Raw genomic sequence first — 13,291 nt, forward strand, 5'->3', positions numbered from 1 at the left:
ACGTTAGACCGGTTTCAGTCGCCCAGTATCACCACACGGCCCTCGCGCCACGACAGCGAGGCGGCTTCGGCCAGTTCCAGCGCCTTCAGGCCGTCGGCGACCGACGTGCGCACCGGCGTGCCCAGCGTCACCGCTTCGTGGAAATGCGCCATTTCGCGCGCGTAGGCCGCGCGATAACGTTCGAGGAAGAAGGCTTCGGGCACGTCCTGCGCCACGGCGGTCTTCGACCACGCCACCACTTCGGTCGGCTTCATGTTGCCGGCCTGCAGCATGCCCTCGCTGCCGAGCACCTCGAAACGCTGGTCGTAGCCGTAAGCCGCGCGCCGCGCCGTGTTGATCTGGCAAAGGCGCCCGCGCTTCGTGCGGATCGTCACCGCCGTCGAGTCGATGTCGCCCGCATCGGCAATCGCCGGATCGGACAGGCAACTGCCCGTGGCGTGCACGCTCAGCGCTTCGTCGTCGAGAATCCAGCGGAAGATATCGAAGTCGTGGATCAGCATGTCCTTGAAGATGCCGCCCGAATGCTTGATGTATTCCACGGGCGGCGCGCCCGGATCGCGGCTCGTGACGATCAGCATTTCCGGCGTGCCGATCTCGCCTGCGTCGAGGCGCGTCTTGAGCGCGGCGAACGTGGGATCGTAGCGACGCTGGAAGCCGATCATGGCCACGACGCCCGCACGCTGAACCGCTTCTGCGCAAGCGCGTGCGCGCTCGATGGTCAAATCGACGGGTTTTTCGCAGAAGATATGCTTACCGGCCGCCGCCGACTTCAGGATCAGTTCGGAGTGCGTATCGGTGCTCGAGCAGATTACCGTGGCGCCGATCGAGGCGTCGCCGAATGCGGCGTCCACGTCGACCACCTGTGCGCCGTGCTGCGCGGCGAGCGCGGCGGCGGCTTCGCGATTCACGTCGATCACGTACTTCAGACGCACGCCCGGCTGGCGCGCGAGATTGCCCGCATGAATGCGGCCAATGCGCCCCGCGCCGAATACCGCCACATCCAGCGTTTTCGCGGCTCCGCTTGCTGCACTAGTCATCGTATCCTCCGGTGTCGGTCGATTCTTCCACGTTGAGTTCGAGCCGGTACGCAAGCGCAATGAAGAGCGCCTGGCACAGGCAGAAAGTGCTGGTGAGCGAGCGGAACGCGAACGCGCTCCCCTCCTTCACATAGAGTTGCGCGTTCGCGTGGCGCGCGAGCGGCGAAAGCTGGCTGTCGGTGATGACGAGCGTTTTGGCGTGATGCTGCTGCGCCACGCGCAGGCAGTACTGTGTCTCTTTGCCATAAGGCGCGAAGCTGATCGCGATCACCACGTCGCCTTTCTTCACGCTGCGGATCTGCTCGTGATACATGCCGCCGAGCCCCGAGACCAGGTGCACGCGCTTGCGCGTGTGCTGCAAGGCATAAACGATGTAGCTCGCCACCGGAAACGAGCGGCGCACGCCGATCACGTAGATGTTGTCGGCCTGCTCGAGCATCTTCACGGCTTCGTCGAACTGCGCGCCGTCGAGGCCCGCTTCGAGTTCGTCGAGCCCGCTGCGGCACGCACCGATGAATTCGCGCGCGACGGCGCCGCCCATGTCCGGGCTCGTCTCACCCTCCTTGGCGTCGATCAGCTGGCGAATGCGCTGCTGATAGCTCGTGGCCGAGGCGCCCTGCCCCGCATACGCCTGCCGGAACACCGCCTGCAGATCGGAGAAGCCCGAGAAACCGAAGCGCTGCGCAAAGCGCACCACCGCCGAGGGATGCACGCCGCAGCTCGCCGCAATGTCGCTCGTGCGGTCCATCATCACGCTCGCGCGGTGCTGTTCGATGTAGGTCGCGATGCTTTTCAGCTGACGCGGCAGCGCCTCGTAATCCTGCGCGATGCGCTGCATCAATTCGTCTACGCCCGCTACGGCGTCGGTTGTGTCATCCGCCATGATCGTTTTCCTTCGCTGATTGCCGCATTGCCGCAAAGCCTTATCCGGCTTGCATTCCACGGCATGCCGACGGAGCCGATTATAGGCAGCGTGTCACACGAATGGAACAGATTTTCCATTTTTATTTGCAATGAAATTTTCGTTGCAAGTCGCGAGGCGATGTCCTAATCTTGTCGATGAGCGCGGCAGTTGGTCCATTCGGTCCATGTAGCAAGCGGCAGGTAAAAAGCGCGGCTGCGACGCTCACCCCAAGAACGAACGACAGACCGAGAAAGGTGGAGACAATGACTCAACGCAAGGGCAAGACCATGCTCCGAAAGTTGGCCGCAGTGCTCGCGCTGGCAGCGGGACTGACCGGTGCCAGCGTGCTCAGCGCGCAAACCGCACAAGCCGCCGACGCGCATTTCGTGCTGATCAGCCACGCGCCCGATTCCGACTCGTGGTGGAACACGATCAAGAACGCCATCAAGCAGGCCGATGACGACTGGAACGTCGAAACCGACTACCGCAATCCGCCCAACGGCGATATCGCCGACATGTCGCGCCTGATCGAACAGGCCGCCGCGCGCAACTATGACGGCGTTATCGTCACCATTGCCGACTACGACGTGCTCAAGAGTGCCATCGGCAAGGTCACGCAAAAGAAGATCCCGCTCGTGACGATCAACTCGGGCACTGAGGAACAGAGCGAGAAACTCGGCGCAATCATGCACGTGGGCCAGCCTGAATATGTGGCGGGGAAAGCCGCCGGCGAAAAAGCCAAGGCCGCGGGCGTGAAGTCGTTCCTGTGCGTGAACCACTTCGCCACCAACGCCGTGTCGTTCGAACGCTGCCGCGGTTTTGCCGATGCGCTCGGCGTGGACTACAAGACGTCGACGATCGACTCCGGCCAGGACCCGACCGAAATCCAGTCGAAGGTGAGCGCGTATCTGCGCAACCATCCGAACACGGGCGCGATCCTCACGCTCGGCCCGGTGCCGGCCGCCGCCACGCTCAAGGCCGTCGACCAGATGGGCCTCGCGGGCAAGATCTACTTCTGCACGTTCGACTTCTCGGATGACATTGCCAAGGCGATCCGCGCGGGCACCATCCAGTTCGCGATCGACCAGCAGCCGTACCTGCAGGGCTATATCCCGGTGGCCGTGCTCGCGATCGTGAAGAAGGAACACACCACCGACCCGCAGAAGATCCGCCAGATTCTCGAAGCGAATCCGAAGTTCAAGCAGCGCCTTGAAACCTATGGCCTGCAGCCCTCGTACGGGCCGAAGAATATCCGCTCCGGTCCGGGTTTCATCACCAAGGAGAATGTCGACAAGGTTGTGAAGTACGCAGGTCAGTACCGCTAAGCTTTTTTCGTCAGCCACGCGCGGCGGCGGCTAGCATCTTCCGATGCCCATCGCCTCTCGCCAGCCTCGCCGCGCGCCATTCACCGTGTTGCTTCTACTGCAAGGCTGTTGCTTGTGGGGAATGCGCTCGGGCATTTGAGCCAACGCAGGTGCGAATGCGCCTCACACGGCCGAAAGCCGTGCATAGGACCGGAGTCACGCGCTAATGCGCCCACTCGGGTCGATACAGGAGACATCATGGGTGTAGCCGGCAAACACTTCCCCTCGCACGCTCAGGAGAGCGGCGCGCAAGACGCGCCCACGCCGCAGCCGGGCGCCGGCGACGAACGCGTGCGCCGCGAATCGTGGTTCGGCCATCTGCTCGGCCGCCCCGAATTCGCCGCGATTTCCGGCACCGTGCTGGTCTTCGCCGTCTTTGCGATCGGCGCGGGCGGATCGGGCATGTTCGATCTCGACGGCGTGATGAACTGGTCCCAGGTCGCCGCTTACCTCGGTATCCTGAGCGTCGGCGCGTGCCTGCTCATGATCGCCGGCGAGTTCGACCTCTCCATCGGCTCGATGATCGGCTTCGCCGGCATGATGGTGGCGATCCCCACGATGTACTTCCACTGGCCCATCGCGCTTTCCATTCTGTTCGCGTTCGTGGGCTGCACCGCGCTCGGCGCGCTGAACGGCTACCTCGTGATGCGCACGCGGCTGCCTTCGTTCATCGTCACGCTCGCGTTCCTGTTCATCCTGCGCGGCCTGACTCTTGCGCTCTCGATCATGTTCGCCGACCGCACGATCGTCTCGGGTGTGGGCGACGTGGCCAAAGCCGACTTCATCACCAATCTGCTCTTTCACGGCACGGCGTTCAAGGGCCTGTTCGTCGCGCTCGCGCATATCGGCATCGGCAAGATGCTCGACAACGGCCAGCCGCTCGTGCCGGGCGTTCCCAAGGTGATTCTCTGGTGGTTCGCGCTCGTGGCCATTGGCGCATTCGTGCTCGCCAAGACCCGCTATGGCAACTGGATTCTCGCCGTCGGCGGCGACTCCAACGCCGCCAAGAACGTGGGCGTGCCCGTGAAGCGCGTGAAGATCTCGCTCTTCATGCTCACCGCGTTCTGCTCGTGCCTCTTCGCCGTGCTGCAAGTGTGCGACATCGGTTCGGCCGCCGCCGACCGCGGTCTTCAGAAGGAGTTCGAAGCGATCATTGCCGCGGTGATCGGCGGCACGCTGCTCACGGGCGGCTACGGCTCGGTGATCGGCGCGGCGTTCGGCGCGCTCATCTTCGGCGTCGTGCAGATCGGCATCACTTACACGAACATCGATTCGGACTGGTTCCGCGTGTTCCTCGGCGTGATGCTGCTCATTGCCGTGCTCTTCAATCACTATGTGCGCCGCCGCGTCGCGCAATCGTAAGCCGGAGGCTCAAATGTCCGATACCACCAGCACCGCCAACGACGACACGATTCTCGCGCTCGAGAACGTCAGCAAGTACTTCGGCAAGGTCATTGCGCTCAACGGCGTCACGCTGCGCCTGAAACGCGGCGAGGTGCACTGCCTGCTCGGCGACAACGGCGCAGGCAAGTCCACGCTCATCAAGACGCTCGCGGGCGTGCACCAGCCCACTTCCGGCCAGTATTTCGTAGACGGCAAGCCCGTGGCGTTCGATTCGCCCAAAGACGCGCTCGACCTCGGCATCGCCACCGTCTATCAGGATCTCGCGCTGGTGCCGCTGCTCTCGGTCGCGCGCAACTTCTTCATGGGCCGCGAGCCGCAGAAGAAGCTGTTCGGCTTTATCAACGTGATGGATCTCGATGCGAGCGCAACGATTGCGAAGGACCGACTCGCCGGCATGGGCATCAACGTGCGCGACCCGCATCAGGCCATCGGCACGATGTCGGGCGGCGAGAAACAGTGTCTGGCCATCGCGCGCGCCATTCACTTCGGTGCGCGCGTGCTGATTCTCGACGAGCCGACTGCCGCGCTCGGCGTGAAGCAGAGCTTCAATGTGCTCAAGCTCATTCATGCGGCGCGCGCGAAGGGCATTTCGGTGATCTTCATCACCCACAACGTGCACCACGCCTACCCGATCGGCGACTCGTTCACGCTGCTCAATCGCGGCCGCTCGCTCGGCACCTACACGAAGGACACCATCAGCAAGAACGAAGTGCTCGACATGATGGCGGGCGGCGCGGAGATGCAGAAGATGATCGCCGAACTCGACGGCGCGACCATCTGATCACGCGCGCACGGCACAGCACTCAACAGGAATACTCATGGCCCTGACTCAATCCACCCCGCCCCGTTCAACGCCAAGCCGCTTCGCCGCCGGGCGCAGCCGCGACATCGTCTGCCTTGGCCGCCTGGGTGTCGATCTCTACGCGCAGCAAGTGGGCGCGCGGCTCGAAGACGTTTCCACGTTCGCGAAGTATCTGGGCGGCTCCTCCGCGAACATCGCCTTCGGCTGCGCGCGTCTCGGCCTGAAGTCGGCCATGCTCACGCGCGTGGGCGACGACCACATGGGGCGCTTTCTCGTCGAAACGCTCACGAAGGAAGGCTGCGACACGAGCCACGTGCGCGTGGATCACGAACGCCTTACGGCGCTCGTGCTGCTGGGTCTGAAAGACCGCGACACGTTCCCGCTCATTTTCTATCGCGAGAACTGCGCCGACATGGCCGTCGATTCGGGCGACTTCGATGAAGCCTTCATCGCTTCTTCGAAAGCGCTGCTGATCACCGGCACGCACTTCTCGACCGAGCAGGTGAACCGCACGAGCCTCACCGCGCTCGACTACGCGCGCCGCAACAACGTGCGCACCGTGCTCGACATCGACTACCGGCCCGTGCTGTGGGGCCTCACGGGCAAGGCCGACGGCGAGACGCGCTTTGTCGCGAGCGAAGGCGTGAGCGCGCATTTGCAGCGCATCCTGCCGCATTTCGATCTCGTGATCGGCACCGAAGAGGAGTTCCGCATTGCGGGCGGCAAGGACACGCTCGTCGATGCGCTCAAGCGCGTGCGCGAAGTGACGGGCGCGACGCTGCTCGTCAAGCGTGGGCCGCTTGGCTGCCAGATCGTGGAAGGCGCCGTACCCGCCTCGATGGACGATTTGCCGATGCAGCGCGGCGTGGAAGTCGAAGTGCTCAACGTGCTCGGCGCGGGCGACGCGTTCGCCTCCGGCTTCCTCTCGGGCTGGTTGCGCGACGCCTCGCTCGAAGACTGCGCGCGCGCGGCCAATGCAAGCGGCGCGCTCGTCGTCTCGCGACACGGTTGCGCGCCCGCCATGCCGACGCCGGTGGAACTCGATTACTTCCTGCGCGAAGCCGCCGCCGACCCCGTGCGCATGCGCCGCCCCGATCGCGACGCGACGCTCGCGCGCCTGCATCGCGTGACCCCCGCGCGTAAGCGGCACGACGAAGTGCTCGGCTTCGCGTTCGATCATCGCAACCAGTTCTTCGATCTGGCGCAGCAAACCGGCGTGAGCGAAGCGCGCATTGCGTATCTGAAGAATCTCTTCGTCGAGGCGGTGGCGCAGACCGAACGCACGCTCGGCCTGCAGGGACGCATCGGCGTCCTGATCGACGACCGCTACGGCCAGGACGCGCTCAACGCCGCGACCGGCCGCGGCTGGTGGATCGGCCGCCCGGTCGAGCTGCCGGGATCGGTGCCGCTCGTGTTCGACCACGGCCGCTCGATCGGCACGACACTCGCCTCGTGGCCTATCGACCACACGGTGAAGTGCCTTGTGCAGTTCCATCCTGACGAGCCGATCGAACAGCGTCTGGAACAGGAAGCGCAGTTGCGCGCGCTTTATGACGCAACGCAGGCAAGCGGCCACGAGCTGCTGCTCGAAGTCATTCCGCCGAAGCTCGGTGGCAAACCGAATGCGCCCGATACGGTCTATCGCGCGCTCAAGCGGCTGTACAACATCGGCCTCTATCCGGAATGGTGGAAGCTCGAGCCGACGAGCGCGGCGCAATGGCGCGAGATCGACGCGCTGATCGCCGAGCGCGACCCGTATTGCCGCGGCGTCGTGCTGCTCGGTCTCTCCGCACCGATCGACCAACTCGTGGAAGGCTTCCGCGCGGCGGCCGCCTCGAACACCTGCCGAGGCTTTACGGTAGGCCGCTCGATCTTCTACGAGCCGAGCCTCGCGTGGCTCGCCGGCGAGATTAGCGACGACGAAGTGATCGCCCGCGCTCGCCGCGCCTTCGAAACGCTGATCGGCGCATGGCGCGCCGCGCGCGCCGAAGCAGACGGCACGCACGCCAACCATGAGGAGAAGGCGGCATGAACCAACGCATCGCTCCTGGCGACTACGCCTCGCAGGAAAGCGCGCCGCACGCATCGTCCGGCGCGCACGCGAGCACCGTGCGGCTCACCGCGGCTCAAGCGCTCGTGCGCTATCTCGCCGCCCAGCGCGTGGCGAGCGAGGACGGCTCGGGCCGCACCGAGCCGCTGTTCGGCGGCGTGTTCGCGATCTTCGGTCACGGCAATGTGGCTGGCATCGGCGAGGCGCTTTATCAGCATCGGCACGAGTTGCCCACGCTGCGCGCGCACAACGAACAGGCCATGGCGCACAGCGCGATCGCTTATGCCAAAGCGCACTTCCGGCGCCGCATGATGGCGGTCACGACCTCGATCGGCCCGGGTGCGACGAATCTCGTGACCGCGGCGGCGCTCGCGCATGTGAACCGCCTGCCCGTGCTGCTGCTGCCCGGCGACATCTTCGTTTCACGCGAACCCGATCCGGTGCTGCAGCAAATCGAGGACCTGCACGACGGCGGCATTTCCGCCAACGACGCGCTCAAGCCCGTATCGCGCTACTTCGACCGCATCGTGCATCCCGCGCAGTTGCTCACGGCGCTGCCGCGCGCGCTGCGCGTGCTCACCGACGCCGCGCTCTGTGGCCCGGTCACGCTAGCGTTGCCGCAGGACGTGCAGGCCATGGCATGGGACTATCCGGTGAGCTTCTTCACGCCGCGCCTCGTGACGTTCCACGCGCCCGCCCCCATTCAGACCGAGATCGACGCGGCGCTCACGCAACTGCATCGCGCGAAACGCCCGCTGATCGTGGCGGGCGGCGGCGTGCTCTATTCGCGCGCCTCGCAGGCCTTGCAGACGCTCGCCGCCTCGCGCGGCATTCCCGTGGCGGAGACCCAGGCGGGCAAAGGCTCGCTCGCGTGGGACGATCCGCTCAACGTCGGCGCGCTTGGCGTGACGGGCTCGCCCGCCGCCAACGAACTGGCGCGCGACGCCGACTGCGTGCTCGCCGTGGGCACGCGTTTGCAGGACTTCACGACCGGCTCGAACTCGCTTTTCGCCAATGCGCATGTGGTCGGCGTGAACGCCAATGCCTTCGACGCGCTCAAGCACGACGGCCTCGCCGTGCAGGCAGACGCGCGCCAGGCGCTCGCCGCGCTCAACGACGAGCTGATCAACTGGCGTGCCGACGCGAACTGGACCGCCCACGCGCAACGTCTTGCCAACGAGTGGCGTGCGAGCGTCGAGCGCCTGACGCATGCGCCGCAGGAACGCAATTGCCTGCCCTACGACGCCGATGTGATTGGTGCCGTGCAGCGCTCGTCGAGCCGTTCGTACACCGAAGATATCGTCGTGTGCGCAGCCGGCACGCTGCCCGCCGAGTTGCACAAGCTGTGGCGCGCGGGCCTGCCCGGCGCCTATCACGTTGAATACGGCTATTCGTGCATGGGCTACGAGATCGCGGGCGGCCTCGGCGCGAAGCTCGCGCGGCCCGATCGCGAAGTCATCGTGATGGTGGGCGACGGCAGCTATTTGATGATGAACAGCGAGATCGCCACCTCGGTCATGCTGGGTGCGAAGCTCATTATCGTCGTGCTCGACAACCGCGGCTATGGCTGTATCAACCGGTTGCAGCAGGCATGCGGCGGCGCGCCGTTCAACAATCTGTTCGACGACTGCGCGCAAGGACCGCTCGGCGCGCCGCGCATCGACTTCGCCTCGCATGCTCGCTCGCTCGGCGCGCAGGCCGAACACGTGGCGAACGTCGCGGAACTCGAAGCGGCGCTGCAACGCGCGCGTGCTTCGACGCGCACCTACGTGGTCTGCATCGACACCGATCCCGCGCGCACGACTGAGGAAGGCGGCTGGTGGTGGGAAGTCGCGGTGCCCGAGGTATCCGCGCGCGCGGCCGTGCGCGAGGCGCGCGAGCGCTATGAAGAACATGTCGCCGAGCGCGGCGGCCGCGCGCAAGCGGCTGAATCCAACGAAAACGCGCCCGCCGGCGACGACGAACCCGGCCATGCATAACGCGGACGACACAGACATCGAGGAGCGCACATGAGCGCATTTGAAGTACGCATCGGCATCAACCCGCTGTCGTGGATGAACGACGACCTGCCCTCGCTCGGCGGCGAGACGCCGCTCTCCCAGGCGCTGACCGAGGGCCGCGAGATCGGCTATGAGGGCTTCGAGTTAGGCAACAAGTTTCCGCGCGAGCCGCAGGCGCTCAAGGCGCTCCTCGCGCAATACGATCTTTCGCTCGTGTCCGGCTGGTATTCGGGCATGCTCGCGCGGCGCAGCGTCGAGGAAGAGATCGCCGCTGTCGACAAGCATCTGGACCTGCTCGCGCAGAACGGCGCAACGGTGATGGTGTACGGCGAGGTCGCCGATTCGATCCAGGGCGCGCCGCGCCCGCTCTATCAACGGCCGCGCTTTTTCAGCGACAAGCAGTGGGACGAATACGCCGCGCGCGTGGACGCCTTCGCGCGCCACACGCTCTCGCGCGGCGTGAGGCTCGCGTACCACCATCACATGGGCGCCTACGTCGAAACGCCCGCCGACGTCGACAAGCTCATGGCGCGCACGAGCGACGCCGTGGGCCTGCTGTTCGACGCCGGCCACATGACGTTTGCCGGCGGCGACCCGGTTGCCGAACTCGACAAGCACATTGCGCGCGTGTGCCATGTGCACTGCAAGGACGTGCGTCCTGCCGTCATGAAGCTGGCGCGCAACCGCAACTGGAGCTTTCTCGACGCCGTGCTGGCTGGCGCGTTCACGGTGCCCGGCGACGGCGCCGTCGATTTCCCCGCGATCATCGCGCGCCTGAAACGCCACGGCTATCGCGGCTGGCTCGTCGTCGAAGCCGAGCAAGACCCGGTGATCGCACCATCGTACGAATATGCGCAAAAGGGGTATCGTACGCTGCGCACCCTCGTCGATGCTACGGACACCCAATCGAAGGAGGCAGCATGACACTGCTGGTCAAGGCCGCGCGCGAGGGCCAGACGATCGCGCGCGTCACGCCCGACACCGCGGGCTGGCGCTATGTCGGCTTCGCCGCCTATCGGCTCGAGGCGGATGAAGTGGTCTACGTATCCGAACCCGATCGCGAAAGCTGCATCGTCGTGCTTTCGGGTGCGGTCGATATCGAAGCGGGCGGCGAGCGCTGGTCGAGCCTCGGCTCGCGCGACAGCGTGTTCGAAGACGCCGCGCCGTATGCGCTCTACGTGCCGCCCGGTGTAAAAGCGACCGTGCGCGCGAAACGCAACGCCGAAGTGGGCGTTGCGAGCGCACCCGCCAAAGGCACGCTGCCCGTTCGCCTCATCGAACCCGCGCAGATGAAGCGTTCCACGCGCGGCAAAGGCGCGAATACGCGCTACGTGTGCGATATCCTGCCGCAAGACGCGCCCGCGGAATCGCTGCTCGTGGTCGAGGTGCGCACGCCTTCGGGCCACTCGTCGAGCTACCCGCCGCACAAGCACGACGCCGACCGTTTGCCGCAGGAGAGCGCGCTCGAGGAAACCTACTATCACCGGCTCAATCCGCCGCAGGGTTTCGCGTTCCAGCGTGTGTACACCGACGCGCGCGATCTGGACGAAACGATGGCAGTGGAAAACCACGATGTCGTGATGGTGCCGCGCGGCTATCACCCGGTCGTCGTCCCGTATGGCTACGACTCGTACTACCTGAACGTGATGGCGGGCCCGACGCGCGAATGGCACTTCCACAACGACCCGGCGCACGAGTGGATCATCGAGCGCGACGCGAAGTGACAGGTCCATAAAAAAACGCCGCGTGCAGCACCACGCGGCGTTTTTTGTTGTGCACGCAACGAGGTTGCGAGTATCAAGCCAGCCTGAATTTCCCCACGAGGCGCTTGAGCACCTTCGCCTGATCGTCGAGCGATTGCGCCGCGGCGGTCGCCTCTTCCACGAGCGCCGCATTCTGTTGCGTGCCGGCGTCCATCTGCGTGACCGCGCGGCTGATTTCCTCGATGCCCGAGCGCTGCTCGCGCGAAGCCGCAGAAATTTCGCCGATGATGTCGTTCACGCGCCTCACGGCCTTCACGACTTCGTCCATCGTCGAGCCCGCGTCCTGCGCCAGCGTCGAGCCATTGGACACGCGCTCGACCGATGCGCCGATCAGCGCCTTGATCTCCTTGGCCGCCGCCGCGCTGCGCTGCGCGAGGCTGCGCACCTCGCCCGCCACCACCGCGAAGCCGCGTCCGTCCTCGCCCGCGCGCGCTGCTTCCACGGCCGCGTTGAGCGCGAGAATGTTGGTCTGGAACGCAATGCCTTCGATCACGCCGATGATGTCGGCAATGCTCTTTGCGCTGTCGTTGATCTCCTGCATGGTTGCGACCACGCGGCCCACCACCGAGCCGCCCTTCTCCGCGATTGCCGACGCGTTGCCCGCGAGCGTGCTGGCCTGCTCCGCGTTCTCGGCGTTCAGGCGCACCGTGGATGTGAGCTGCTCCATGCTGCTTGCCGTGCGTTCGAGCGCCATGGCCTGCTCTTCGGTGCGGCGCGAGAGATCGAGATTGCCGGTCGAGATTTCGCCCGAGGCGGAGGCGATCGCCTCGGCGCTCGCGGCGATCTCGGCCACCGTGGTCGAGAGGCCCTTCTGCATGTCGCGCAGCGCGCCCAGCATGCTTGCCGCGTCGCGCGCATGAACCGAGACGGGCTGGGCGAGATCGCCGGCCGCGATACGGGCCGCGATGGCCTTGGCGTGCGCCGGTTCGCCGCCCAGTTGCCGTGCGATGCGGCGCACGACCCATTCGCTCACGAAGAACGCGAGCACGAACATGGCCACGGTCGCCACGGCCATCATCACGAACGACGACTTGAAGATGAACTCCGCCTTCTCGATCGTGGCTTTCGCGGCTGTGCCGCGCTGCGCAACGAGGTCGTTCACGAGCGTTTCGAGCTTGCCGGTCTCCACGAGCAGCGACACGTCCTGCGTGCCCACCTGCCAGCTCATCTGCGAGAGATCGAGCGGCTGCTGCTTCACGAGCGTCACGAAGTCGCGCAAGTGTCCGCTCCACGTCGTGGTCGCGTCCGCGAGCTTCTTTTGCAGTGCGAGCGCGTCGCCGCCCTGCTCCTGCGCGTATTGCTGCAGCTGGCTTACGCCGCGCTCGAGCGCGCCGAGATCCTTGTCGATGTCCTGACCCAGTTCTTCGCGCTCGCGCGCCGTGGTCGCCGTGAGCAACATCTTCTGGGCGCGGCTCGCGCGCAACACGTGACCGCGCGCTTCCTCGGCGGCGCGGCTCGCGACGTAGCCCTGTTCGTAGATCGATTGCGTCGAGCCGTTGAGACGGCTGATTTGCGCGAGTGAAACGGCGCCGATCGCAAGCGTGCCGATCAGCACCAGCGCGAAGGCGAGGCGCAGTGTGGCCTTCACGGAAAGCCGGGAACTGCGCGTTGCAGCGCCGGTGCGTCCCCCCTTGTGCAATTGCGCGTTCGCCGCGCTGCCTGCCGGATCCAGCGGCACGAAGCCCGCGTGCCTGCCGCCTTGCGGTACTGCTTTCATTTTGGTCTCCAGCATTGTTGTTCGGCCTAACGCCACCGTTCTTGATGTGCGTTACGCCTCAACTCCGGTCTACGGCACACCGTCGCGCAATCTTTAACCCCGCCTTTTACCCCTGCGGCGCGCGGCGCGGCTCGTATTCCGGCCCCGTATTGCGCACCTCGTGGGCGCGCACATCGCCGGTTTATACATGGCCAAAATGAAACGCCAAAAATCCCGGATCAATTTCGAGTATTGGCTCCAGCCTATTGCG

10 protein-coding genes are annotated in these 13,291 nt (G+C 65.4%); 7 read left to right on the plus strand and 3 right to left on the minus strand.

Features of this window, described 5'->3' with window-relative positions:
• Window positions 1-14 precede the first annotated feature (14 nt).
• Together iolG and U5A57_RS06445 are read right to left on the minus strand one after the other, a co-directional pair.
• A complete protein-coding gene (iolG, locus tag U5A57_RS06440) occupies window positions 15-1,037 on the minus strand; it encodes an inositol 2-dehydrogenase (protein ID WP_321909136.1) in 1,023 nt (340 codons plus the stop codon).
• Window positions 1,030-1,920: a MurR/RpiR family transcriptional regulator gene (locus U5A57_RS06445; protein ID WP_158757465.1), complete on the minus strand. Its 891-nt coding sequence runs from the start codon at window positions 1,918-1,920 to the stop codon at window positions 1,030-1,032. Before U5A57_RS06445 ends, iolG begins: the two co-directional genes overlap by 8 nt.
• A gap of 284 nt (window positions 1,921-2,204) precedes the next feature.
• Here U5A57_RS06445 and U5A57_RS06450 point away from each other — a divergent pair, with 284 nt between their 5' ends.
• The 7 genes from U5A57_RS06450 (at window position 2,205) to iolB (ending at window position 11,285) form a co-directional block, all read left to right on the plus strand.
• Window positions 2,205-3,266, plus strand: a complete 1,062-nt coding sequence (locus U5A57_RS06450) for a sugar ABC transporter substrate-binding protein (RefSeq protein WP_321909138.1) — start codon at window positions 2,205-2,207, stop codon at window positions 3,264-3,266.
• Window positions 3,267-3,503: 237 nt separating this feature from the next.
• Complete coding sequence (locus U5A57_RS06455) at window positions 3,504-4,667, plus strand: ABC transporter permease (RefSeq protein ID WP_321909139.1); 1,164 nt, start codon at window positions 3,504-3,506, stop codon at window positions 4,665-4,667.
• Between the two features lie 13 nt (window positions 4,668-4,680).
• A complete protein-coding gene (locus U5A57_RS06460; protein WP_321909142.1) occupies window positions 4,681-5,490 on the plus strand; it encodes an ATP-binding cassette domain-containing protein in 810 nt (269 codons plus the stop codon).
• A gap of 37 nt (window positions 5,491-5,527) precedes the next feature.
• Window positions 5,528-7,543: a bifunctional 5-dehydro-2-deoxygluconokinase/5-dehydro-2-deoxyphosphogluconate aldolase gene (locus U5A57_RS06465; RefSeq protein WP_321909143.1), complete on the plus strand. Its 2,016-nt coding sequence runs from the start codon at window positions 5,528-5,530 to the stop codon at window positions 7,541-7,543.
• Window positions 7,540-9,540 carry a 3D-(3,5/4)-trihydroxycyclohexane-1,2-dione acylhydrolase (decyclizing) gene (gene iolD / locus U5A57_RS06470; RefSeq protein ID WP_321909144.1) on the plus strand — a complete coding sequence of 667 codons (2,001 nt, stop codon included), beginning with the start codon at window positions 7,540-7,542 and terminating at the stop codon, window positions 9,538-9,540. Before U5A57_RS06465 ends, iolD begins: the two co-directional genes overlap by 4 nt.
• 30 nt (window positions 9,541-9,570) lie before the next feature.
• Window positions 9,571-10,485, plus strand: coding sequence for a myo-inosose-2 dehydratase (iolE, locus tag U5A57_RS06475; protein WP_321909145.1), 915 nt, complete (start codon window positions 9,571-9,573; stop codon window positions 10,483-10,485).
• Window positions 10,482-11,285: a 5-deoxy-glucuronate isomerase gene (gene iolB / locus U5A57_RS06480; RefSeq protein WP_321909147.1), complete on the plus strand. Its 804-nt coding sequence runs from the start codon at window positions 10,482-10,484 to the stop codon at window positions 11,283-11,285. The genes iolE and iolB overlap by 4 nt, the downstream gene beginning before the upstream one ends.
• Before the next feature lie 73 nt (window positions 11,286-11,358).
• Here iolB and U5A57_RS06485 read toward each other — a convergent pair whose 3' ends face one another.
• A complete protein-coding gene (locus U5A57_RS06485) occupies window positions 11,359-13,041 on the minus strand; it encodes a methyl-accepting chemotaxis protein (RefSeq protein WP_321909149.1) in 1,683 nt (560 codons plus the stop codon).
• Between the last annotated feature and the right edge of the window lie 250 nt (window positions 13,042-13,291).

Source organism: Paraburkholderia sp. J11-2 (genome assembly GCF_905220185.1).
In the GTDB taxonomy this organism is placed as follows: domain Bacteria; phylum Pseudomonadota; class Gammaproteobacteria; order Burkholderiales; family Burkholderiaceae; genus Paraburkholderia.